Here is a 22,479-nt window from a genome sequence, read left to right as displayed (position 1 = left end):
TGCACATGCCGGCCTGACATGAAAAAACCCTCCCTGCCGACCGCGAGGCCAGCAGGGAGGGCTTTTTCATTCAACGATCATCAGCAGGGCTTAAGAAGCGCCGCGGATGCTGCTTACCAGCTCTTCGCACGGGCCGCCGGCTTGCCGTTGCCGTGGGCTTCACGACGGGCATGACCATGGTCCGGGCGGGCGTCGCCGCGATGGTTGTCATTGCGGGCATAGTCCGGACGCGGGCCGCGCGGGGCGTGCGGGCCCTTGGACTCGCCGTTGCGGTGCCACGGCTTGCCGGCGCCGCCAGCCGGACGGCCGCTGCGGCCGGCCGGACGGCCGGCGCCGCCGGTGGTGAAGGGACGCGTCGGCTCCAGGCCGGGCACCACATGGACCTCGAGCGTCGCCTTCGTGTAGCGCTCGATGCGGACCAGCGTCTCGCGGTCGGCGCGGGCGGCGAAGGAGATCGCAACGCCCGAGGCGCCGGCGCGGCCGGTGCGGCCGATGCGGTGGACATAGTCCTCCGCCGAGCGCGGCAGGTCGAAGTTGATGACGTGGGTGATGTCGCGCACGTCGATGCCGCGGGCGGCGACGTCGGTGGCGACCAGCAGGCGGACCTGACCGGTGCGCAGGCGCTGGAGCGTGCGGTTGCGCTTGGTCTGGTCCATGTCGCCGTGCAGGGCGGCGGCGGCATGGCCGGCGGCGCTCAGCTCCTCGGCCAGCGTGTCGGCATCACGCTTGGTCGCAGCGAAGATGATCGCCTTGCCGACCTCTTCCTGGGCGGCGAAATGCTGCAGCAGGCGGCGCTTGTGGTCGAGATCGTCGGCATGGTGCAGACGCTGCTCGACGTTGATCGCGGTCGCCTGGCTCTCGACGGCCACACGCTCCGGGTTGCGCAGCAGGTTGCCGGCCAGCTGTGCCATGCGGCGGTCCAGCGTGGCGGTGAACAGCATGGTCTGACGCGTCGGCGGGCAGCACTTGGCGATGGTCTCGACATCGTCGAGGAAGCCCATATCCAGCATGCGGTCGGCCTCGTCGAGGATCAGCACCTCGACCTCGTCCAGCGAAATGCGGCGACGGGCGACGTGGTCCAGCAGGCGGCCCGGGGTGCAGACGAGAACGTCGACCGGACGCGACAGCAGGCGCAGCTGCTCGCGGTAGGGCATGCCGCCGACCACGTCCACGATGTTCAGCTTCATGAACTTCGCGTATTTGCGGGCGGCGTCGGTGACCTGCTTGGCCAGCTCGCGGGTCGGGGCCAGCACCAGCACGCGCGGGGTGGCGGCGCCGTTCAGCGGCAGCTCGGCGGTGCGGGTCAGCGCCGGCAGCATGAAGGCGGCGGTCTTGCCGGTGCCGGTCTCGGCGGTGGCGAGGATGTCACGGCCCTGGAGCGCCGGCGGAATGGCGGCGAGCTGGACCGGGGTCGGGACGGTGTATTCGAACGCCTCGAGAGACTTCAGGACGAGCGGGTGCAGACCGAGTTCGGAAAACGTCAAGTTGTAACAACCTTCTCAAAGCAACACGGCACGGCCCCGCGCGCCCCTATGGCGGGCGTGGGACATACCGGCGGACTCGCCGGGAGGAGGTCGATAGAGGGAGAGGCGTCTATCCGATGCAGCGGCCATTGCGTCCCTAGAACCCTGGGACGTTTGCCCCCTGAGGGGCTGCCGTTGCGCAATCACAGCGCGTCTCGCTCAAGAGACGCGCGAGCCTCCAGCGATCAAGACGCTCTAGATATGCTATTGCGTCGCACAACACAAGCCCCATCGCAGAACAAGCCCCGCGCACATCACTTGACGACCATGCGTTCGATGTAGATGTCGCGGAACAGGCCGGTCCCCGCCTCGCGGTTCACGGCCTCCTTGATGCGCGCCTTCAGGATTTCTGCGGAACCGGGGCCGGTCAGGGTTTCGCTGTCGATCCGGCCGATGGTTTGGAACAGCCGGTCGGCGATGCGGTCCTGATAGCGCAGGATGCGGTCGGGCTCGACCTTCGGCGCCAGCACCAGCGAGACCTGCATCTCCACCGCCCGCACGCTGCCCAGCGGCACCTCGATGGCGGGCAGCCGCGCCAATTGCGGCTTCGGCCCCATTCGCGCCTCGATCCGCCGCTGTTCCAGGATGCGGTCCAGCGCGATGCCGCCGGCATAGGCCAGCCCGGCCAGCGTGAACAGGGCGATCAGGACGACGATCAGCAGACGGGCGGGGTTTCCCGGTTCCGGCTGAGTTTCATGGTGCGGCGCCAGCTCGTCCCGCAACGGGTCGGGAGGCGGGGTCGAGAACAGGTTTCCGTGCAGCGTGCGGTGCGTGGCCATGATCGGCCTCCTGCGGGCCGGGCGAGAGCAGTGTGGAGCGTAGCGCGCCGGGTGTTAAGATTCGGTGGAGGGGCGCGCCCGGTCTCACCGCACGCACTCGGCCAGCCCGTCCCGCCGCACCACCGTCATCCGCCGCTCGATCACCCCGGCGCGGCGGGCGACATAGGCGCTGGGCCGGGTGGGCGACCAGTTGCGCGGGCTGGGCAGCACCACCGCCAGCAGCGCCGCCTCGCGCCGGGTCAGGGCCGCGGCTGATTTGTTGAAGTGGTGCCGCGCCGCCGCCTCGGCGCCATAGACGCCGTCGTCCCACTCCACGATGTTCAGATAGACCTCCAGGATGCGGCGCTTGCTCCACAGGCTTTCGATCAGCAGGGTGAACCACGCCTCCGCCCCCTTGCGGGTCCAGCTGCGGTCGGGCCAGAGGAAGGCGTTCTTGGCGGTCTGCTGGCTGATCGTGCTGCCGCCGCGCAGCCGCCGGCCCTCCTCGTTCTCCTCGAAAGCGCCCTCGATGGCCGCCCAGTCGAAGCCGCCATGACCGCAGAAGCCGGTGTCCTCCGAGGCGATCACCGCCTCGACCAGCGCGGGGGAGATGCGCTCCAGCGGTTCCCAGTCGCGCGACAGGCCGGAGCCGCCCAGCGCCCGGATCAGCATCAGCGGCGTCGCCGGCGGCGGCACGACCCGGTAGAGCGCCGCCCACAGGATGGTGAAGGCCATCAGCCCCGCAATCCCGATCAGCGCCCAGCGCAGCAGTTTCCGCATACAGCCCCGTCTCCGCTCGGCTCCTTCGGACTTCCCTCAATGGCGGTGAAGCGGTGCGCCGTCAACATGCGGCACTCGCTTTGCGGCACGCCACCGCCATATAGTGCCGCCGATGGACCTGACAGCCGATCCCACCCCGCTCCACAGCCTCGACGACGCGCCCGCCATGGTGGCCGGCGCGCGCCGTGTCGTGTCGCTGACCCTCGACGGCGAGGTCGAGGAGCTGTCGCTGGCCGCCGCCGCGGCGAAGGTGCGCCGCCAGCCGCCCCTGGTCTGCCATGCCCGCGCCTTCGCCCGCCGGCTGGGGATCGACGCCTTCCCGGCCTTCGACGTGCTGGAGCTGTTCGCCTTCGTCCACCCGGCCCGCTTCTGCGTTCCCACCCCGCGCGGCATCGCCGAGGCGCTCGACCTGCCCACCCCCGAGGGTCACGAGGCGGAGGCGCTGGCCCTCCAGCGCGCCGTGCGCCGCCTGCTGGGCGACTTGGGCGCTGCCGGACGGGAGGAATCCTCCGACCCCGTCGCCTTCGCCTGGGAGATGGGGCGCGCCGGCTGGCCCTGGGCGGCGGCGGTGCTGGCCGCACTCGGCAAGCCCGACGGGCCGGAGAAGGGTGCCGCACGCTCGGGCCTGCGCGTCTGGACCCGCATCAAGGAGTGGGAGGAAGGCGCACCGCCGCCGCCGCCCGCCCAGAATCCGGTCGATCCGGACGAGGCGCGCCGCCGCCTCGCCGCCATGCTGTCGGCCAACGTGCTGGGCAAGGTGGCGGAGCCGCGGCCGCAGCAGGCCGACTATTCCAGCGCGGTGTCCGCCGCCTTCGCCCCGCGCCAGCTTCCCGACACGCCGAATGTCGTGCTGGCGGAGGCCGGAACCGGCGTCGGCAAGACGCTGGGTTATCTGGCCCCGGCCACGGTCTGGGCGGAGAAGAATGGCGGGACGGTGTGGATCTCCACCTATACCCGCAACCTCCAACACCAGATCGACGCCGAGCTGGACCGGCTCTATGCCGACCCGGCGACCAAGGCGCGCAAGGTGGTGCTGCGCAAGGGGCGCGAGAACTACCTGTGCCTGCTGAATCTGGAGGAGGCGGTGCGCGCAATGCCGTTTCAGCCGCACAACGCCATCGGCGTCGGGCTGATGGCGCGCTGGGCGGCGGCGACGCGCGACGGCGACATGACCGGCGGCGACTTCCCCGGCTGGCTGGTCGACATCGCCGGGCGCGGGCCGACCATGGGGCTGGCCGACCGCCGCGGCGAGTGCATCTATTCCGCCTGCGACCACTATGCCCGCTGCTACATCGAGAAGAGCGTGCGCCGCGCCCGCCGCGCCGACATCGTCATCGCTAACCACGCGCTGGTGATGGTGCAGGCGGCTCTCGGCGGCGGCGAGGAACCGACGCTGCCCAGCCGCTATGTCTTCGACGAGGGGCACCATGTTTTCGACGCCGCCGACAGCGCCTTCGCCGGCCATCTGACCTGCCGGGAGACGCAGGAGCTGCGCCGCTGGCTGCTGGGTGCCGAGGAGACCGGCCGCAGCCGCGCCCGCGGCCTGAAGCGCCGGCTGGAGGACATCGTTGCCGGCGACGAGGAGGCTCTGCGCCATCTCGACGATATCCTGATCGGCGCCCGCGTCCTGCCCGCCGACGGCTGGTCGGCGCGTCTGGCCGCCGACAACCCGCAGGGGCCGACCGAGCGCTTCCTGCTGCTGGCCCGCCAGCAGGTCTATGCCCGCACCGCCGGCCAGGGCGGCCCCTACAGCCTGGAGGCCGACAAGGCCTATCCGGTGGACGGCCTGCTGGAGGCCGCAGAGGAGCTTGAGCAGTCCCTGGTCCGCCTGTCCGAGCCGGTCGAGGCGCTGGCCCGCCGGCTGGCCCAGCGGCTGGAGGACGAGAGCGCCGAGCTCGACTCCGACCAGCGCCGCCGCATCGACGCGCTGTCGCGCAGCCTGCACCGCCGCGGCACCCTGACGGTCGAGGGGTGGCGCGCCATGCTGCGCACCCTGCCGACCGAGACGCCGTCGCATTTCGTCGACTGGTTCGCGGTGGAGCGGATCGACGGCCGCGATGTCGATGTCGGGCTGTACCGCCACTGGGTCGATCCGACGGTGCCCTTCGCCGAGGCGCTGGCCGGTCCCGCCCATGGGCTGGTGGTGACCAGTGCCACGCTGACCGACGGCACCGGCGACATCGGCCAGGACTGGCGCGCGGCGGAGGACCGTTGCGGCGCCAGCCACCTGCCGGCCCCGGCGATCCGCGCCCAGGTCCCCTCCCCCTTCGACTACCCGAACCGCACCCGCGTCTTCGTCGTCAACGACGTGCGCAAGGACGATCTGGGGCAGGTTTCGGCGGCCTACAAATCGCTGTTCATGGCGGCGGGGGGCGGCGGGCTCGGCCTGTTCACCGCGATCAGCCGGCTGCGCGCCGTGCGCGACCGCATCGCCGAGCCGCTGGATCAGGTCAACATCCCGCTCTATGCCCAGCATGTCGATCCGCTGGACGTGTCGACCCTGATCGACATCTTCCGCAACGAGGAGCACGCCTGCCTGCTCGGCACCGACGCGGTGCGCGACGGGGTGGACGTGCCGGGGCGCAGCTTGCGCCTGATCGTCTTCGACCGCGTGCCCTGGCCGCGTCCCGACATCCTGCACCGCGCGCGGCGCGAGGCCTTCGGGCGCCGCCGTTATGAGGACATGATCACCCGGCTGCGCCTGAAGCAGGCCTTCGGCCGGCTGGTCCGCCGCGCCGACGACACCGGGGTCTTCGTCCTGCTCGACCCGATGATGCCGAGCCGGCTTGGAGGCGCCTTCCCCGAAGGGGTGGAGATGCGGCGCGTCGGGCTGAAGCAGGCGGTCGAGGAGACGGCGGAGTTCCTGCGGGGGTGGTGAGTTTCCCTCTCACCCCCCCGGCGCGTACACCGCCAGCAGCGCCGACAGCGTCACCACGCTCAGCACCGTCGACACCAGGATGGCCGAAGAGGTGCGCTCCACATAGGTCTGATACTGGCTTGCCACCACGAAGGTCAGGGCGCCGGTCGGCAATGCCGCCAGGATCACCGCGCTGCCGGTCCAGAACGGGTCCATCGGGAACAGCGTCTGTGTCAGCACCCAGGCCAGCGCCGGGTGGACCAGCAGCTTCAGGGCGCTGATCCAGCCCGCCTCCGCCAGCCCGGCGGTCAGGCGTTGTGAGGCCAGAAACAGGCCGATGGCGAACAGCGCGCAGGGGCCGGCGGGGGAACCCATCAACTCGCAGAACGTCGCGATCGGCTTCGGCACCGCGACGCCGGGCAGCAGCGCCGACCAGGCGAGGCCGGCGGCGGTGGACAGGATCAGCGGGTTCTTCGCCAGCGCCCGGCCGACATCGCGCAAGGCCTTGCCCAGTCCGCTGCCCTGGCTGTTGGCGAACTCCATCCAGATCACCGCGATTCCGACCATGATGGCGCTCATGATGACGGTCGCCAGGATGGTGGGGGCGAGCCGGTCCGGCCCGAAGGCGGCCAGGAACAGCGGAATGCCCATGTAGCCGGTGTTGGAGAAGGCCGAATTCAGCCCCTGCATGCACTGGATCTGCGTGCGCTCGCGGTGGACGAGGCGGCCGATCACCGCGCCCAGCGCATAGACCAGCAGCATCGACCCCAGGAAGGCGCCGATGAACGGACCATTGAAGATCTCCGGGATCGACCGCCGCGCCGTGCCCAGGAACAGCACCGGCGGCAGCGCCATCCAATAGACGAACTTGTTCAACGCCTCCGACGAGGCGGCGCCGAGCAGCTTCGACTTCCCGGACAGGAAGCCGGCCAGGATGATGGCGAATACGGGAAATGCGACATTGAGGACGACGTTCATGGTGCGCGACAATAGGCAACGCCAACCGTCGCGTCGAGCGGCCGACCCCTCCACTCCCGGCATGGCACCCTTGACGGCGCGGAAGCGGCGTCAAACTCAAACGACGCCGCGGAAGCGGCGTCGGACGCCAAGCTTGACGGCGCGCAGGCGGCGTTCGAGATTGCCGATCTTACACGCGACCACTCCCCAGCGGAGACCGCCCCATGAGAAAGCCGACCGATTCCATGATCGACCACCACAGCGCACTCATCTACGTCATGGTCCTGGTGTCCGCCTGCGACGGCGACATGACCGACCTTGAACTGGAAGCCATCGGCGAGAATGTGCGCTACCTGCCGATCTTCAAGGACTACAGCGGCGATCAGGTGATGGCCGCCACCCGCGAATGCACCGCCATGCTGTCCGACAATGACGGGCTGGACACGGTGCTGACCATCATCGAACAGGCGCTGCCGTCCAAGCTGCGCGAGACCGCCTATGCGGTGGCCTGCGACATCGCCGCCGCCGATCCCAAGGCATCGCAGGAAGAACTCCGCATGCTGGAGCTGATCCGCCACCGGCTGGGGGTCGACCGGCTGTGCGCCGCCGCCATCGAGCGCGGCGCCCGCGCCCGCCACATGCGCCTGTGACCCTAATCCACGTATAGTGAAAGCCTCGACATGACCGAAGAAACCATCCGCCCCGATCTCGCCGGCCAGCGCGTCGGCGTCATCGGGCTTGGCCTGATGGGTAAGCCGATGGCCCGAGCGCTCGCCCGTGCCGGCGCGGAACTGGTGGTGGCCAGCCGCAGCCCCGGCCCGGTCGCCGAACTGGCCGCGGAGGGGATGATCGCCGCCACCGGCCCGGCCGCCGTCGCCGGGCAGGCGGGGATCGTCATCCTGATGCTGACCGACACCACGGCGGTGGAGACGGTGGCCGAGGCTCTGCTGCCGGTCCTGCGCCCCGGCCATCTGGTGATCGACATGGGCACCACCGCCGTCGCCGCCACCCGCGCGCTGGCCCAGCGCGTCGCCGCCGCCGGGGCGGAGTGGCTCGACGCGCCGGTTTCCGGCGGGACGGTGGCGGCCGAGGGCGCCATCCTCACCATCATGGCCGGCGGGTCCGAGGCTGCCTTCGCCCGCGCCCTGCCGGTGCTGCAGGCGATGGGCCGCCGCATCACCCATGTCGGGGACAGCGGCGCCGGCCAGATCGCCAAGTCGGCCAATCAGGTCATCGTCGCCCTGACCATCGGCGCAGTGGCCGAAGCGCTGGCGCTCGCCCGGGCGGCCGGCGCCGATCCGGCCAAGGTGCGCGACGCCATCCGCGGCGGCTTCGCCGAATCCCGCATCCTCGACCTGCATGGCGGCCGCATGGTCAGCGGCGACTTCACACCCGGCGGCCGCGTCACCACCCAGGTCAAGGATCTGAAACAGGCGGAGGAGCTGGCGCAGCAGTCCGGCATCGACCTGCCGACGCTCGGCCTGTCGCTGGAGCTGTTCGAGATGCTGGTGGACCAGGGCGACGGCGCACTGGACCATTCCGCCCTCTACCGTCTGTTCGCCCACTGATCCCGGCGGGTGGCCGGGGACGGAGCGCAACGCTCCGTCCTCCCGCCGCCATTCTCCGGCCTATCATTCCCTCCGTTGCGGCAAAGCCCCGCTTTCCGCAAGTTTGTTCTCAAAACGGTTGAGGATAAGCGCCGCATCGTCCATTCTCCCGGCTTTCCGCAGGGTGGCAAAGCACTGCCGGCCCCTTTGTCTTAACAGGACATCTTCACAGGTCAGGCGGCGATGACGGGCGAGCGCATCTATCTCTACGACACCACGCTCCGCGACGGGGCGCAGACCCAGGATGTCGATTTCTCGGTCGCCGACAAGATCGCGATTGCCAAGGATCTCGACCGGCTGGGCATCGACTATGTCGAGGGCGGCTGGCCGGGCGCCAACCCGACCGACGACCAGTTCTTCGCCGAGGCGCCGGAGCTGACGCGCGCCACCTTCACCGCCTTCGGCATGACCCGCCGCCCCGGCCGCAGCGCCGCCAACGACCCGCAGCTGACGGCACTGGCGCAGTCGCGCGCCAAGGCGGTCTGCATGGTCGGCAAGAGCTGGGACTTCCATGTCGACGTCGCGCTGAACATCCCGCGCGAGGAAAACCTCGACCTCATCCGCGACAGCATCGCGGCCCTGCATGCCGCCAAGGGCGAGGCGCTGTTCGACGCCGAGCATTTCTTCGACGGCTACAAGCGCAACCCGGCCTATGCCGTGTCCTGCATCAGGGCGGCGTTCGAGGCCAGCGCACGCTGGATCGTGCTGTGCGACACCAACGGCGGCACGCTGCCGCACGAGGTCGACGCCATCGTCCGCGAGGTGGTGGAGACGCACGGCATCCCCGGCGACCGGCTCGGCATCCATTGCCACAACGACACCGAGAACGCGGTCGCCAACTCGCTGGCCGCGGTGCGGGCCGGCGCGCGGATGATCCAGGGCACCATCAACGGACTGGGCGAGCGTTGCGGCAACGCCAACCTCGTCTCGCTGATCCCGACGCTGATGCTGAAGATGGGCTACGAGACCGGCATCCGGCGCGAGGATCTGCCGATGCTGACCCAGCTGAGCCGCGCCTTCGACGACAGGCTGAACCGCGCGCCCAACCGCCACGCCCCTTATGTCGGCGCCAGCGCCTTCGCCCATAAGGGCGGGCTGCATGTCTCGGCGGTGGAGAAGGATCCGTCCTCCTATGAGCATGTGGCGCCCGAGGCCATCGGCAACCGCCGCCAGATCGTCATGTCCGACCAGGCCGGCCGCTCCAACCTGATCGTGCGGCTGCGCGACATCGGCATGGCGGTGGAGGCGAAGGACGACCGCCTAGCCGGCCTGCTCGACCTGGTGAAGCAGCGCGACAGCGACGGCTACGCCTACGACACGGCGGAGGCCAGCTTCGAGCTGCTGGTCCGGCGCGAGCTGGGCGAGGTGCCGCGCTTCTTCGAACTGCTGCGCTTCCACGTCACCGACGAGCGCCGCTACAACGCGGTCGGCAAGCTGGTGGTGGAGTCGGAAGCGGTGGTGCGCGTGCGGGTCGGCGACGCCGTGCGGATGGAGGTTGCCGACGGCAACGGTCCGGTGCATGCGCTGGACGTCGCCATGCGCAAGGCGCTGGAGCCCGCCTATCCGGCGCTCGCCAGGGTCAGCCTGTCCGACTACCGGGTGCGAATCCTGGCCGCCAAGGAGGGCACCGGCGCCATGCCGCGCGTCCTGATCCGCAGCGCCCGGACCGACGGCACCGAATGGTCGACGCTGGGCGTGTCCACCAACATCATCGAAGCCTCGATGGAGGCGCTGGTGGACAGCTACACCTACGCCCTGATGAAGGACGACGCGAAGCCGGTGTAAGGACCGGAGGCATAAGGGCCACGCGGCACCTTCCCAGCATGGCGATGTTCTGTTAGCTAGAGCGGTTTCGGGGCGCTCGCATTCACGCGGGGCCGGCTCCGGTCATCAGCACCCGTATTGCCGCGGGTCCGCTCTCGGAGGATCATCGCCATGCTCTGGCTCGCCGCCTATATCGGCAGCATTCTTGCCATCAACTTCGCCTTCAGCCTGTTTCCGCACCTGGATCTGGTCTGGTCCTGCTGGGCCGGCCTGATCTTCATCCTGCGCGACATGGTGCAGGTGCGCTTCGGCCACTGGGCGCTCGCCGCCATGCTCAGCGGCACCGTGCTGTCCTATCTGCTGACCGACCCCTTCGTCGCCACCGCCAGCGTCGTCGCCTTCGCCGTGTCGGAGATGATCGACTGGGCGGTCTTCACCGTCACCCGCCGTCCGCTGCGCGACCGGCTGTGGATCAGCGCCGCCCTGTCGGTGCCGGTCGACACCGCCATCTTCTTCGGCATGCTGGACGTCTGGGACCCCACCGTCTGGGCCGCCAGCTTCGCGTCGAAGCTGCTGGGCGTCTCGGTGGTCTGGCTGCTGATGCGCACCCGCGACGGCCGTGTGGCGGTCGCGGCGTAAGGGGCCGGCTTCGAACGCTCCCGCCTTGATCCTCCCCCGCCGGGCGGGGGAGGATAGGCGGAGGCTTGGCCTCTCCTTCAGAACCGCTTCACGAACCGGTTGAACAGCCGCCCCAGCGGTCCGGTCATCCGCAGCCCGCCGATGGTGGTGGCGAGGCACAGGCAGCCTTCCGGGTCCGACACCGGGCGGTGGATCAGCGACGGGTCGCCGACGGCGATGTCGCCGGGCAGGAAGGCGCCGAACTCGTCGGAAAAGCCACCCTCCAGCACCACGGTCAGCTCGATGCCGCCATGGGTGTGCACCGGCACGCCGACGCCGCCCTTCATGCGGATCAGCTTGGTGGTTCCGTCCGGGCCGGACAGCAGGTCCATGCTGCGCATGCCCGGCTGGAGGAACCGCCAGCCGCCCTCCCCCAGCCGCCCCTCGCGGTCGAGCCGTCCGCGCAGGTAGCTGCGCAGAGGTTCTGGATAGCGCGACTGCGCCGCCGACGGCTTCACGGCCGGGCGGCATGGCGCCGGCCGCTCGTGGTCCAGGCGGGCCATCAGCGCTTCCAGGCAGCCCTCGGACAGCGGTTCCGGTTCCAGATCGTCCAGCAGGGCGCCGCCGACCGCCTCCATCTCCGCCACGGCGTGGCGGCAGGCGGGGCAGAATGCCATGTGGGTGGCGACGGCCAGCGACGCGCCCTCGCACAGGGCGCCGCCGGCATAGTCGATCAGCAGGGTGTCGCCGGGGTGGTGGCTCGGCCGGTTCATCGGAAATGCCTCATCCGACATCCTTCAGCGACCGGCGCAGGCGTTCCATCGCCAGACGCAGGCGCGATTTGACGGTGCCGAGCGGGATGCCATGCTCCGCGGAAATGACGCTGTGCGGCTTGTCCTCGAAATAAGCCATGCACAGAAGCTCGGCCTGTTCCGGCGGCAGTTCCTTCAGCGCAGCGCGCAGGCGCCCGCTGCTCTCCTTCGCCTCGATCCGTCGGTCGGCGGCCTCATCGGCTTCGGGCACCAGGGCGGGATCGTCGGGGTCGATCTCCGGCCGCTGTTCGCGCCGCAACACATCGATTCGCTTGTTGCGGGCGATGGTGAACACCCAAGTGCCGGCCGAGGCATGGATCGGATCGTAGGTTTCGGCACGACGCCAGACCAACAGCATGACCTCCTGAACAAGCTCTTCCGCCGCGCTGGGATCGCATCCCAACCGGCGCAGATAGGTTTTCAGCCGTGGCGCGAAGTGGCCGAACAGAACCCCGAACGCCTGACGGTCGCGCTCGCGCCCTACGGCAACGAGCAGGTCTTCCAGGCTGGGGGCCATGTCGGCCGCGGGGGTGTGCTGGTCCTGCATGGGCCCATTCAAGGGGAACATCGGCTTCCGCACAAGCCGGGGATGGCACCCATTCCCGGAATTCGCGGCAGCCGCCCCGTTTTCAAGACCTCTGCGTCAATCCTGCATCCCGCGGGCTTTCACGCCGGGCTGTATGTCGCATCGTGACCTTCGGTACGCAACCGTCCGGCCGCTGGATCACGAAAAAACCCGGCCTGCGGCATTTTATTCGGATCCGCCGGATGATTGGGCCAAATCCTCTCTCCAGACCCTATCTGATGAACCCCATGGCGCGCAGGGCGTCGGCAACCTCCGGCATCTCCAGCGCCTCGACGAAGCGGCGGACGGCCGGGCGGTCGCGACGGGCGGCGGGGACGACGAAATCATAATGCTCCTCCTGCAACGGCAGGAAGCCCAACCCATAGAGGGTCGCCGCGGTTTCGATGGCGACACCCCAGTCGGCACGGTTCTGCGCCACCGCGACGGCGACGGCGTTGTGCGATTTGGCCTGCGTCCAGTAGCCGGTCGGCCGCGCCGGCCCCAGCAGCCGGTCGGTCAGGATGCGGGTGCCGCTGCCGGCATTGCGGTTGATCAGGATGCAGTCGGCCAGACCGGCAACCGCGGCCACCGCCTCCTGCGCCGTCCGCCCCTCGAACCGCGGATCGCCGCGGCGGAAGACGATGCCCTGCATGCGGCGGTAGCCTGTGACGAGGTCGAGACCCGGTGCCAGGAACGGCGTGTTGTAGGCACCGGTGGCGGGGTCCATCAGATGGACCGGGGCGATGTCGCACTCCCCGCGCCGTGCTGCCGCCAGCCCGCCCATCGAGCCGACATTCAGCGCCTTGACCGTCATCCCCCCGCCGATCAGGCGGCCGAGCACGGCGTTCAGGCCGATGCACTGGCTGCCGACCACGATCAGGTCGGCGGGCGTCAGCGAACGGCCGAGCAGTTGGACCGACACCTTTGTGCCGGCCTCCACCGCTTCGGCCTGGGCGTCGATGGCGAGGAAGCCGTCGGCATGGCTGAAGGCGGTGACCGCCCCCGACCCCTTCGACAGCGGATAAGCCGCCAGCTCGTCCCCGTTGGCGCCATGGACCAGCGAGACCATGACATATTCGGTGCGCCCGCGCTCCGACCCCAACCGCACCGGCAGGGTGGCCGGCACCTCCTCCGCCAGCGCCGGGGGCAGGCCGGCCAGGGCGCGGATCACCGGGGCGACGAAGCTGTGGAAGGTGAACATGGCCGATGTCGGGAAGCCCGGCAGGATCACCACCGGCTTGCCGCTGGTCACCGCGAGGCACAGCGGCTTGCCCGGCTTCAGCGCCACGCCATGGGCGACGATGCCGGGGTCCGACAGCTGCGCCACGATGCGGTGGGAACGGTCGCCCGCCCCCTTCGACGTGCCGCCCGACAGCAGCAACGCATCGCACTCCAGCCCCTGGGCAACCAGCCTCTCCAGAGCCTCGTCCTCGTCCGGGGCGATGCCCAGCGGCACCGGCTCGCCGCCCAATTCGGCGACGGCGGCGGCCAGGATGGCGCCGTTGCTGTCATAGACCGCTCCGGTGCGGATCGGCTGGCCCGGCGCCACGATCTCGTCACCGGTCGACAGGATGGCGACGCGCGGCCGGCGCACCACCGCGACCTCGCCGAGCCCGATGGCGGCGATCACGCCGATCTCGCGCGAGGTCAGCAGCTGGCCCTTGCGCAGAACCACCTCGCCCCGGCCGATGTCGGAGCCGGCGGCGGCGGCGAAGGCACCGGGGGTGGCCGGGCGGGTCAGGGTGACGAACAGGCCGTCGGGCCGCTCCACCGCCTCGGTCGTCTCCACCATCACCACGGCGTCGGCGCCGCGCGGCAGCATGCCGCCGGTGGCGATCACCGTGGCGGTGCCGGGCTCCACCGTCAGTTCGGGGGCATGGCCGGCGGCCAGCACCTCGTCGTTCAGGCGCAGGGCGACCGGCCGGTCCTCGGCAGCACCCACCGTGTCGGCGGCGCGCACCGCGAAGCCGTCGACCACCGAGCGGTCGAAACCGGGGACATCCACATCGGCCGTCACATCGGCGGACAGCACGCGCCCCAGGGAGGCCGACAGCGGCACCCGCTCCTCCCCCCGTGGCGACAGGTCGAGATGGCGGTGGAAACGGGCGCGCGCCTCCTCACCGCCGACCACCTCCAGGAACTGGTCCTGGCGGGCGGCCTGAGCGACGAAACGGCGGATGTCCTCGCGGCTGCGGTCGGAACTGTGCACGCGGCAAACCCTTGCTGGATAAGAGCGGCGGGATACTTCCTCGCCTCTCAGTCGAACCTGTACATGGTGACGGGAACGCCGTCCGGCACGCCTTCGCTGTCCGCGCCGATCAGGACGAAGCCGCCGGCCCGCGCCGCCGCCGCCAGCCCCGGCCAGCCGGGCGAGGCCACCGGCTCCACCCTGCCGTCCCCGTCCAGCCGGACCCGGTGCAGATCGAGGCAGCCGATTTCCGACACCAGCTTGCGCACCGTCACCGCCCGGACCGTCGCATGGGGCAGATCGGCCGGCAAGCCGGCAGCACGCCGAACCGCGCGGCCTGCCAGCAGTTCGTAAGCCGCCAGCGCCGCCATCGGCTCCCCCGGCAGCAGCAGCACGGGCACGGCGCCGGCGACGCCCAGCCCAGCGCTGCCGCCCGGCCGCATGGCGATGCCGTGCAAGTCGATGCTGCCGGCGCGGGCCAGAGCGGGCGCCGCCACATCGTCGGAGCCGGTGCCGGTTCGGCCGGCCGACAGGATCAGGTCGGCGCCCGGCCGGGCGAAGGCTTCGGCCAGGGCGTCCGCATCGGCCGCCACGACCTCGACCGCCTCGACACCCCCGCCGTCGCGCCCGACCAGCGCCGCCAGCATGGCCGCGACCTGCTCCGGCGCGCCGGCCCTGGGACCGCCGGCAATCAGAATCCGCACCCGCGGCGCCGGCAGGACCGATACGGTGTCATGCCCCGCGGCGGCGAGCAGGCCGAGATCGCCGGGGCGCAGGCGCCGCCCGGCCGGCAGCAGCGGACTTCCGGCGGCGGTCCAGGCGCCCTGCCGTTCCACCCCGCTGCCGGGCGCCACCGCGTCGATGGCCTCGATGAAGGGACCGACGGCCTGCGCCGCCTCATAGGGGATCACCGCGTCGCAGCCTGCCGGAAGGGGGTCGCCGGCGCTCACCGCAACCGCCGCCGTCAAGGGCACCGGGTTGTAGGAGCCGGCGCCGAGCGTGTCGGCCGCCGCCACGGCATAGCCGTCCACCGCGGCACGGTCGGCCGGGGGCCAGTCACCCAGCGCAGCGACGGCGTCGGCCAGCCGCGACCCGCCGCAGTCCGACACGGGTAGGACCCTTGCGGCAGGCGCGGCGATCCGGCGGTCGATCCAGTCCCAGCCATCGGCCAGCGGCGCACGGCGCGGGAAACCGCGGCCGCGGACATCGTAGAAGGACGGGCCCGGCAGCGGCGCTGTCACAGCGCCGGCACCGTGGCGTCCTGCACGCGGTTGCGGCCGGTGCGCTTGGCGCGGTAGAGCAGCTGGTCGGCCATCTCCGCCAACTGTTCGGGGCTGCCGTCGGCCGACGGGATCACGGTGGCGACCCCCAGGCTGATGGTGACATAGGGGATGACCGGCGACTGCGCGTGCGGGATGCGGCATTCGGCGACGCCGGTCCGGAAGCCTTCCGCCACGCGGACGGCGCCGGGGCCGTCGGTCTCCGGCAGCAGGCAGACGAATTCCTCGCCGCCATAGCGGGCGACGAGGTCGCTCGGGCGCTTTGCCCGGTCCGACAGCAATTCGGCCACCATGCGAAGGCATTCGTCGCCGGCCTGATGGCCGTAATGGTCGTTGTAGGCCTTGAAATGATCGACATCGAGGATGATGAGCGACAGCGGCAGGTTCGACCGGGCACAGCGCCGCCATTCGCGCGCCATCGCATCGTCGAAGCGGCGGCGGTTGGCGATGCCGGTCAGCCCGTCAAGGAAGGACAGGCTGCGCAGCAGGTCGGTCTGCCGCTTCAGCAGCAGATGGTTGCGCACCCGCGCCTTCACGATGGGCGGGCTGATCGGCTTGGTGATGAAGTCGATGGCCCCCACCTCCAGCCCGCGGGTCTCGTCCTCCACCTCGCTCTTGGCGGAGATGAAGATGACGGGGATGTCGTGGATGGCGGGATCGGCCTTGATGCGCCGGCACACCTCGAACCCGTCCATCCCCGGCATCATGATGTCCAGCAGGACGAGATCCGGCATCCGCGCCTGGACCAGATCCAACGCCTTCTCGCCGTCGGTGGCGAAATAGATGTCGTAATCGTCCTTCAGGATGCGGCTCAGCACATGGACGTTGGACGGAATATCGTCCACCACCAGGATTTTCGGGCGGAGGTCGGCCATGGGCGCGTTCAGACCGTCGCTAACGGGAGGCCGAGGTCTCGCGCGATCCGCTGCACGATCCCAAGCGCCTTGGTGAAGTCCAGACCGTCGATGGCGGCGGACAGCCCCTTCATCGTCGAAGGCTCGACCCAGTCCGTCAGCAACGGCGCCAGCATAGCGAACTCTTCCGCCGCTGCGAAGTTACTCTCTTGCAACAAAATTGCGAATTGGGGCAGGCGATTCGCCAGCTGCGCCCGGCTCTCCGCCGACCGGCCTGTCATCCCCGGCCCTCCTGCCGGCCCCGTCTTTCCGCCGGCCACCGCACGCAGCCGCTGCGCGCTTTCCAGCACGAGCGCCAGTTCGCTGCGCAGCACCGGCACCTGGGCCGCAGCCGCCATGGCATCGTCTCGGTAGGCGGCGGTCTGCAATGCATCGGCGGCGACAGACAGGCGGCGCGCACCGAGGTTGCCGGCGACGCTTTTCAGCTCATGCGCGATGGACTTGGCGGTGGCTAGATCGTTGCCGCTCACCGCCGCAGCGATCCGTTCGGCGATGTTGCCATAGCCGTCGGCGAACTGGCCGATGAAGCGGCGGAACAGGTCGGTGTCCCCGCCCAGCCGGTTGAGCGCATCGGCAAGGTCGATGCCCGGCAATCCATCGGGCAAATCGGCCAGCGGTCCGGCGGGACGGCCAACCGGCATCGGCGGAGCCGGGGTGCGCGTCAGCATGGCGTCGCCGTGCAGCGGGACGGGGCCGGCACCGCAGGGCGCGCAGGGCCGCACCGCCACCAGCGGCGGCCCGATCCAGCGGGCCAGCGTGGCGAACAGCTGCGGCAGGTCGAGCGGCTTCGGCACATGGGCGTCCATTCCGTTGTCGAGGCAGCGTTGCCGGTCTTCCGGCAAGGCGCTCGCCGTCATGGCGATGATCGGCATCTGCTGCCCGCCCGGCAGCGCGCGAATCGCGGCGGTCGCGGCGAAGCCGTCCATATCCGGCATATGCACGTCCAGCAGCACGGCGTCGAACGGCTGGCTGGCCGCGCGCACGCACTCCAACGCCTCCCGCCCCGTCGATGCCGTGGTGACCGACGCGCCGGCGCGCTCCAGGATCTCGAACGCTACCTGCCGGCTGATGTCGTTGTCGTCGGCCAGCAGCAGCCGGCGGCCATGCAGCGCCCGGCTGGCGTCCCAGGGCGGCCCGCTCAGCCCGCCCGACCCGCTGCCGCCCGACGGCGCTGGAACCGGGGATGGCAGGAGAGGCGCGCCATGCCCGGCTTGGGCATAGGCGACGGTCACGGCGTCGAGCAGGGTAGAGGCGGTGACCGGCTTCACCAGGAACCCGGAAATGCCAGCCTCCTCGAAGCGGGCGCCCAGCCGCTCGCGGCCATAGCCGCTGATGACGATGATCATCGGGGTGCCGGCATGGACATCGGCACGGATACGGCGCGCCGCCTCGATACCGTCCATCCCCGGCATCTTCCAGTCCATCAGAACCATGTCATAGGCATGGCCTGCCGCGGCGGCACGCTCCAGCTCGGCAATGGCGCTCCGGCCGTCGCAACAGGCGGTGACGGTCCAGCCGAAGCCGGTGGCGATGGCGCCCAGCACCTCGCGCGCGGTGGGGTTGTCGTCGACCACCAGCACCGTCAGGTCGCGCGGCACCGGGCGCGGGTGGGAGTCGGGCCAACCGGCCGCGGCCCCGCCGGGATGGTGGTCGAACTCCGCCTGGAAGCGGAAGACGCTGCCCTTGCCGGGCTCGCTCTCCACATCCATCGCGCCCTTCATCAGCGGGACGAGCCGGGCGCAGATCGCCAGCCCCAGCCCGGTGCCGCCGAACCGCCGGGTGGTGGAGCTGTCGCCCTGGCTGAATGCCTGGAAAAGCCGGTCGCGCTGTTCCGGCGCGATGCCGATGCCGGTGTCGCGCACGGCGAAGTCCAGCACCGCGCGCTCGTCGCCCAGCGACCGCACCCCGACCGACACCACGACCTCTCCCGCCTCGGTGAACTTGATGGCGTTGCCGGCGAGGTTGATCAGGACCTGCTGGAGCCGTAGCGGATCGCCGATCAAATCCAGCGGCACGTCCGGCGCGACGGAGAACAGGACGTCGATGTCCTTCTCCTGCGCGGCCGATCCGACGATCACCGCCAGCGTCTGCAACAGGTCGTCCAGCCGGAAATCGACCCGCTCCAGTTCAAGCTTGCCGGCCTCCACCTTCGAAAAGTCGAGGATGTCGTTCAGGATGCCCAGCAGCGACTGCGCTGACACCCGCACCTTCTGCACGTAATCGGCCTGCCGGCCGTTCAGCTCGGTCTGCTGCAAAAGGTGGATCAACCCGAGGATCGCGTTCATCGGCGTGCGGATCTCGTGGCTCATGTTGGCCAGGAACTCGCTCTTGGAACGGCTCGCCGCCTCCGCCGCCAGCCGGGCGCGCTGCATCGCCGCCTCCGCCCGCTTGCGCTCGGCGATCTCGTGGAAAACCACCACGGCACCCTCGACCTTGCCTTCGGCCAGCATCGGGGAGGCCGTGTACTCCACCAGGAAGGGCGTCCCCGCCTTGCTCCAATAGGTGTCCTCCAACCCGCGCCGGCTCTCCCCGCTCAGCAGCACCTCGGTCACCGGGCATTCCAGGGCCGGGAAGTGGCTGCCGTCGGCACGGCGGGAATGGATCAGCGCATGCAGATTGCCGCCCAGCAGCTCCTCGTTGGAATAGCCCGTCAGCGCCGAGGTGGCGGGGTTGGCGAAGGTGATCATCCCGTCGCGGTCGATGCCGCAGATGCTGTCGGACGCCGAATGCAGGATCAGGTTCAAACGGCGGTTGGCACTGGCGAATGCCTCATTGGCGGTTTCCAGCTCGCTCTTCTTGGTGTCCAGCTCGGCATTGGTGTCGGCCAGCATGCGGCGGCCGGCCACTTCGCGCTCCAGGCTGCGCAGCGCGGTATAGGCCAGACCGGCGCAGGCCAGAACCGCCAGCCCGACCAGGACGCTGCCCCGGAGCGTACGCTCCCGCCAGGAAGCCAGTTCCGTCCGCTCCGACAGGGCGACGAACGCGACGAGCGGCAGGTTCGGCACCCGCTGGTAGGACAAGATGCGCCTGCTCCCCGGCGTCGGTCCGTCTGCATCGAAGGTTTCGATGGCTGCATCGGCCGCATGGCGCAGCACGATATTCCCGTCCGGGCCGTCCAGCGGCTCGCTGGCGGGAAAGCGCAGCACGGGCTTTCCATCGGTACGGAAAACCGCAATCGCCGAACCGGCACCGAGATCCAGGCTTTCGTAGAGCTGGCTGTAATAGTCGAGGTCGACATTGGCATGAACGACACCCTGGAAGCGGCCTTCCAGCATGATCGAACGGCTGACGGTGAAAAATTCCGTCCCCGTCTGCCGACCGGTGATGCGCTCACCGACATGGAAATCGGTCCCGTTGAGATGCACCTTGAAAAAGCTGCGATCCGAAGCGTTGACGCGTGGTGTCGGGTATTGCCTGCTGGTCAGCACGGCGTCGCCGGTTGCGGCATCGATCCACAGCGCCGCGATTTCCGGCAGGCTGTCCACCATGTCGCGGACGGTGATCCAGGCCTCGCGATTGGTGTCCAGGCCGGGCATGCCGTAGTGGCGAATGAGATCCTGCGCACGGCTGATGACGAGATCTGCGGTCGCAACCGTCCGCCGGACATGCTCCTGCAGCAGGCGGGCGGTGGATTGGGCCTGTTCCCGGCTATGGCGCAGCGTCTCTTCCCGGTCGGCCCAGACGACATAGCCCCAGAACCCGGCGCCGAGCAGCGCGATCAGCGCGAAGGCCGCGACCAGCAGCAGACGGGTGCGCGTAGGCGAAAGCGTGGGTGCCGCAGCGTCGATCGGGTGTCTGTCCATCATTGCAGAGTTGTCGCCGCACCGCCGCCGGCAACCGGCGCCACCCGCCGGTCCTTCCGCCTACATCGGTCGGAGTATGGTCTGGCGCCGGCTGCGTCCGCAAGCAACTTGATGTGCGCAAGGGCGACGTTCGCGACACCCGGCGCTTGCGGGGGACCCCTCCGGTACAGCCCCCCTTGCACCGCCTGTGTTCGTACAACGGCTGGGGCATCGTCCCCATATTCACGTCCGATATTTGTCATGCCCGCCCCGCCCCCTTCGCCCTCGCCTCCGCCGTGAAAGCGCCCGTCCGATGGCCGACCGCCGCCCCCCGCCGCCCAAGCCTTTCCTGATCGCCACTCTGCTGGCTTTGGCCGCCGGCCCGGCCCTGGTCCAATCGGCCATGGCGCAATCGGCGCTGACCGGCCCGGTGCGGTCGGACCCGATGCAGACGGTCGGCGCCGAGGTGCATGTGCGGATCGAAACCCTGCCGAAGCCCTATGCCACGCCCGCGGTCGCCAACGAGGCGGTGCTGGTGCAGCGTCCCGCCGAGCAGCCCCTGCGCGCGCCGCGCGGCTTCACCGTCACCCTGTTCCGCGACCATGTGGAGAATGCGCGCAACCTGCTGGTCCTGCCCAACGGCGACGTGCTGGTGGCCCAACAGCGGCCGGGCACCCTGACCCTGCTGCGCGATGCCGACGGCGACGGCCGGGCGGAAATGGCCCAGGTCTGGGCCGACGGCTTCGACCATCCCTTCGGCCTCGCCTTCCATGACGGGGCGGTGCTGGTCGGCGATCTGGCCGGGGTGTGGCGGCTGCCCTGGACCGCCGGGACGATCCAGGCGGGGGAACGGCGGCGGCTGACGCCGGAGGGCGCCTTCGGCAAGCGCGGCGGCCATGCCACGCGCTCCGTCGCGGTGGCGCCGGACGGGCGGCATTTCTATGTCGGCATCGGCTCGGAGGGAAACATCGGGGTGGAGCCGGAACCGCGCGCCACCATCCAGGAATTCCGCATCGACGGCAGCGGCCAGCGCACCTACGCGGCCGGCCTGCGCAACGCGGTCGGCCTCGCCTTCAAACCCGGAACCGGCGACCTCTATGCCGTCGTCAACGAGCGCGACGGGCTGGGCGACCAGTTGGTTCCCGATTTCCTGACGGCGGTGAAGCCGGGCGGCTTCTATGGCTGGCCCTATTCCTACATCGGCGACAACCCGCAGCCCGACCTTGCCGGGCGGCGGCCCGATCTGGTGAAGGCGGCGCTGGTGCCGGGGCTGCTGTTCCAGGCCCATTCAGCACCGATCGGGCTGGCCTTCGGCGACGCCACCCATTTCCCGGAACGCTACCGCATGGGCGCCTTCGTGTCGCTGCATGGGTCGTGGAACCGCTCGCGTCCGACCGGCTATGCCATCGCCTTCGTGCCCTTCGACACCGCGCCCTTCGACAAGAGCCGGCCGACAGGCACCTACGAGACCTTCGTCACCGGCTTTCGCATCACCCCAGCCGCGGGGACCGCAACGGGGAGTGCCGCGGAGGGCGACGAGACCCCGAAGGTCTGGGGTCGGCCGAGCGGGCTGGCGGTGACCGCCGACGGCGCCCTGCTGATCGCCGAGGACGCCTCCGGCACGGTCTGGCGTGTCGCCTATGCCGCGGCGGACAAGGAGGCCGAGAAGGAGCCGGCAGCCAGGACGGCTCCCAGGCCCTGACGGGTCAGCAGCACTCGTCCTCCAGCTGGCGCAGCATCGCCAGCCCGTCCTCGTCGTCATGCTCCTCGAACAGGTCGGCGATGTAATAGATGTTGGCGCACAGCAGGCACAGCCCGTCGGCCTGCCGTTTCAGCGGGTCCTCGGCCACCGCCAGCTTGGCGCGGAACCGCTCCCAGAAGGCGTTGGTCTTGGCGGGGTCGTCGATGTGCATGTACAGGCGGTCGATGATGCGGCGGCTGTTGCCCTCGCAGTCAATCCCCTTGAACGAGACATAGCGGTCGGGCGCGTCGATGCTGTCCACGGAAGCGGGCTCCTCATTCCGGTCGGCAGGGGCAGGGAAGATTGGCCCGATGCTTCCCCGCCGGCATGCCT

At 70.1% G+C, this 22,479-nt stretch carries 17 protein-coding genes; 6 read left to right on the top strand and 11 right to left on the bottom strand.

Going from position 1 to position 22,479, the window contains the following annotated elements; all coding sequences use genetic code 11:
* Positions 1-113: 113 nt before the first annotated feature.
* The 3 genes from ABNQ40_RS19245 to mtgA form a co-directional block, all read right to left on the bottom strand.
* The gene (locus tag ABNQ40_RS19245; protein WP_109047959.1) at positions 114-1,484 is read right to left on the bottom strand and encodes a DEAD/DEAH box helicase; all 1,371 of its coding nucleotides are present in this window, start codon (positions 1,482-1,484) and stop codon (positions 114-116) included.
* 293 nt (positions 1,485-1,777) lie between these two features.
* Positions 1,778-2,302, bottom strand: coding sequence for a flagellar basal body-associated FliL family protein (locus ABNQ40_RS19240; RefSeq protein WP_109047960.1), 525 nt, complete (start codon positions 2,300-2,302; stop codon positions 1,778-1,780).
* Between the two features lie 84 nt (positions 2,303-2,386).
* Positions 2,387-3,061, bottom strand: a complete 675-nt coding sequence (gene mtgA / locus ABNQ40_RS19235) for a monofunctional biosynthetic peptidoglycan transglycosylase (RefSeq protein WP_109047961.1) — start codon at positions 3,059-3,061, stop codon at positions 2,387-2,389.
* A gap of 112 nt (positions 3,062-3,173) precedes the next feature.
* Between mtgA and ABNQ40_RS19230 the strand changes: the two genes are divergently transcribed.
* Complete coding sequence (locus ABNQ40_RS19230) at positions 3,174-5,939, top strand: ATP-dependent DNA helicase (protein WP_109047962.1); 2,766 nt, start codon at positions 3,174-3,176, stop codon at positions 5,937-5,939.
* 9 nt (positions 5,940-5,948) lie between these two features.
* On the opposite strand, the gene ABNQ40_RS19225 is transcribed toward ABNQ40_RS19230, so the two are convergent.
* Complete coding sequence (locus ABNQ40_RS19225; RefSeq protein ID WP_109490716.1) at positions 5,949-6,896, bottom strand: AEC family transporter; 948 nt, start codon at positions 6,894-6,896, stop codon at positions 5,949-5,951.
* A 203-nt stretch (positions 6,897-7,099) separates the two neighbouring features.
* On the opposite strand from ABNQ40_RS19225, the gene ABNQ40_RS19220 reads away from it, so the two are divergent.
* The 4 genes from ABNQ40_RS19220 to ABNQ40_RS19205 all read left to right on the top strand — a co-directional run bounded on the left by ABNQ40_RS19220 (position 7,100) and on the right by ABNQ40_RS19205 (position 10,885).
* The gene (locus tag ABNQ40_RS19220) at positions 7,100-7,525 is read left to right on the top strand and encodes a tellurite resistance TerB family protein (protein ID WP_098739139.1); all 426 of its coding nucleotides are present in this window, start codon (positions 7,100-7,102) and stop codon (positions 7,523-7,525) included.
* Between the two features lie 30 nt (positions 7,526-7,555).
* On the top strand, positions 7,556-8,443 hold the full coding sequence (locus tag ABNQ40_RS19215) for an NAD(P)-dependent oxidoreductase (RefSeq protein ID WP_109047963.1): 888 nt from the start codon (positions 7,556-7,558) through the stop codon (positions 8,441-8,443).
* A 222-nt stretch (positions 8,444-8,665) separates the two neighbouring features.
* Positions 8,666-10,267: a citramalate synthase gene (gene cimA / locus ABNQ40_RS19210; protein WP_109047964.1), complete on the top strand. Its 1,602-nt coding sequence runs from the start codon at positions 8,666-8,668 to the stop codon at positions 10,265-10,267.
* 150 nt (positions 10,268-10,417) lie between these two features.
* Entirely contained in the window at positions 10,418-10,885 is a 468-nt protein-coding gene (locus ABNQ40_RS19205) for a preQ0 transporter (RefSeq protein WP_109047965.1), read from the top strand.
* A 77-nt stretch (positions 10,886-10,962) separates the two neighbouring features.
* Here the strand turns inward: ABNQ40_RS19205 and ABNQ40_RS19200 are convergent, their stop codons facing one another.
* The 6 genes from ABNQ40_RS19200 to ABNQ40_RS19175 all read right to left on the bottom strand — a co-directional run bounded on the left by ABNQ40_RS19200 (position 10,963) and on the right by ABNQ40_RS19175 (position 20,429).
* On the bottom strand, positions 10,963-11,637 hold the full coding sequence (locus ABNQ40_RS19200) for a ChrR family anti-sigma-E factor (RefSeq protein ID WP_199235235.1): 675 nt from the start codon (positions 11,635-11,637) through the stop codon (positions 10,963-10,965).
* Positions 11,638-11,647: 10 nt separating this feature from the next.
* Positions 11,648-12,223, bottom strand: coding sequence for a sigma-70 family RNA polymerase sigma factor (locus ABNQ40_RS19195; RefSeq protein ID WP_109047967.1), 576 nt, complete (start codon positions 12,221-12,223; stop codon positions 11,648-11,650).
* A gap of 250 nt (positions 12,224-12,473) precedes the next feature.
* On the bottom strand, positions 12,474-14,450 hold the full coding sequence (locus tag ABNQ40_RS19190) for a molybdopterin biosynthesis protein (protein WP_109047968.1): 1,977 nt from the start codon (positions 14,448-14,450) through the stop codon (positions 12,474-12,476).
* A 47-nt stretch (positions 14,451-14,497) separates the two neighbouring features.
* Positions 14,498-15,670, bottom strand: a complete 1,173-nt coding sequence (locus ABNQ40_RS19185) for a molybdopterin-binding protein (RefSeq protein WP_247879570.1) — start codon at positions 15,668-15,670, stop codon at positions 14,498-14,500.
* Positions 15,667-16,584 carry a diguanylate cyclase gene (locus ABNQ40_RS19180; protein WP_109047969.1) on the bottom strand — a complete coding sequence of 306 codons (918 nt, stop codon included), beginning with the start codon at positions 16,582-16,584 and terminating at the stop codon, positions 15,667-15,669. The genes ABNQ40_RS19185 and ABNQ40_RS19180 overlap by 4 nt, the downstream gene beginning before the upstream one ends.
* A gap of 8 nt (positions 16,585-16,592) precedes the next feature.
* Positions 16,593-20,429 carry a response regulator gene (locus tag ABNQ40_RS19175; RefSeq protein ID WP_109047970.1) on the bottom strand — a complete coding sequence of 1,279 codons (3,837 nt, stop codon included), beginning with the start codon at positions 20,427-20,429 and terminating at the stop codon, positions 16,593-16,595.
* Between the two features lie 289 nt (positions 20,430-20,718).
* Here ABNQ40_RS19175 and ABNQ40_RS19170 point away from each other — a divergent pair, with 289 nt between their 5' ends.
* Entirely contained in the window at positions 20,719-22,107 is a 1,389-nt protein-coding gene (locus ABNQ40_RS19170) for a sorbosone dehydrogenase family protein (protein WP_109047971.1), read from the top strand.
* A 4-nt stretch (positions 22,108-22,111) separates the two neighbouring features.
* Here ABNQ40_RS19170 and cowN read toward each other — a convergent pair whose 3' ends face one another.
* Positions 22,112-22,408: a N(2)-fixation sustaining protein CowN gene (cowN, locus tag ABNQ40_RS19165; protein ID WP_085090167.1), complete on the bottom strand. Its 297-nt coding sequence runs from the start codon at positions 22,406-22,408 to the stop codon at positions 22,112-22,114.
* Positions 22,409-22,479: the final 71 nt, after the last annotated feature.

Source organism: Azospirillum sp. A23, from assembly GCF_042938965.1.
Lineage (GTDB): Bacteria > Pseudomonadota > Alphaproteobacteria > Azospirillales > Azospirillaceae > Azospirillum > Azospirillum melinis.
The sequence above is the reverse complement of the archived record's forward strand: the minus strand, read 5'-3'. Positions and strand labels throughout refer to the sequence as shown.

Excerpts from the sequence above, each read along its gene's own strand:
- ABNQ40_RS19240 (WP_109047960.1), bottom strand. The coding sequence starts at position 2,302 with ATGGCCACGCACCGCACGCTGCACGGAAACCTGTTCTCGACCCCGCCT.
- mtgA (WP_109047961.1), bottom strand. The coding sequence starts at position 3,061 with ATGCGGAAACTGCTGCGCTGGGCGCTGATCGGGATTGCGGGGCTGATG.
- ABNQ40_RS19230 (WP_109047962.1), top strand. The coding sequence starts at position 3,174 with ATGGACCTGACAGCCGATCCCACCCCGCTCCACAGCCTCGACGACGCG.
- ABNQ40_RS19225 (WP_109490716.1), bottom strand. The coding sequence starts at position 6,896 with ATGAACGTCGTCCTCAATGTCGCATTTCCCGTATTCGCCATCATCCTG.
- ABNQ40_RS19220 (WP_098739139.1), top strand. The coding sequence starts at position 7,100 with ATGAGAAAGCCGACCGATTCCATGATCGACCACCACAGCGCACTCATC.
- ABNQ40_RS19215 (WP_109047963.1), top strand. The coding sequence starts at position 7,556 with ATGACCGAAGAAACCATCCGCCCCGATCTCGCCGGCCAGCGCGTCGGC.
- cimA (WP_109047964.1), top strand. The coding sequence starts at position 8,666 with ATGACGGGCGAGCGCATCTATCTCTACGACACCACGCTCCGCGACGGG.
- ABNQ40_RS19205 (WP_109047965.1), top strand. The coding sequence starts at position 10,418 with ATGCTCTGGCTCGCCGCCTATATCGGCAGCATTCTTGCCATCAACTTC.
- ABNQ40_RS19200 (WP_199235235.1), bottom strand. The coding sequence starts at position 11,637 with ATGAACCGGCCGAGCCACCACCCCGGCGACACCCTGCTGATCGACTAT.
- ABNQ40_RS19195 (WP_109047967.1), bottom strand. The coding sequence starts at position 12,223 with ATGCAGGACCAGCACACCCCCGCGGCCGACATGGCCCCCAGCCTGGAA.
- ABNQ40_RS19180 (WP_109047969.1), bottom strand. The coding sequence starts at position 16,584 with ATGGCCGACCTCCGCCCGAAAATCCTGGTGGTGGACGATATTCCGTCC.
- ABNQ40_RS19175 (WP_109047970.1), bottom strand. The coding sequence starts at position 20,429 with ATGATGGACAGACACCCGATCGACGCTGCGGCACCCACGCTTTCGCCT.
- ABNQ40_RS19170 (WP_109047971.1), top strand. The coding sequence starts at position 20,719 with ATGGCCGACCGCCGCCCCCCGCCGCCCAAGCCTTTCCTGATCGCCACT.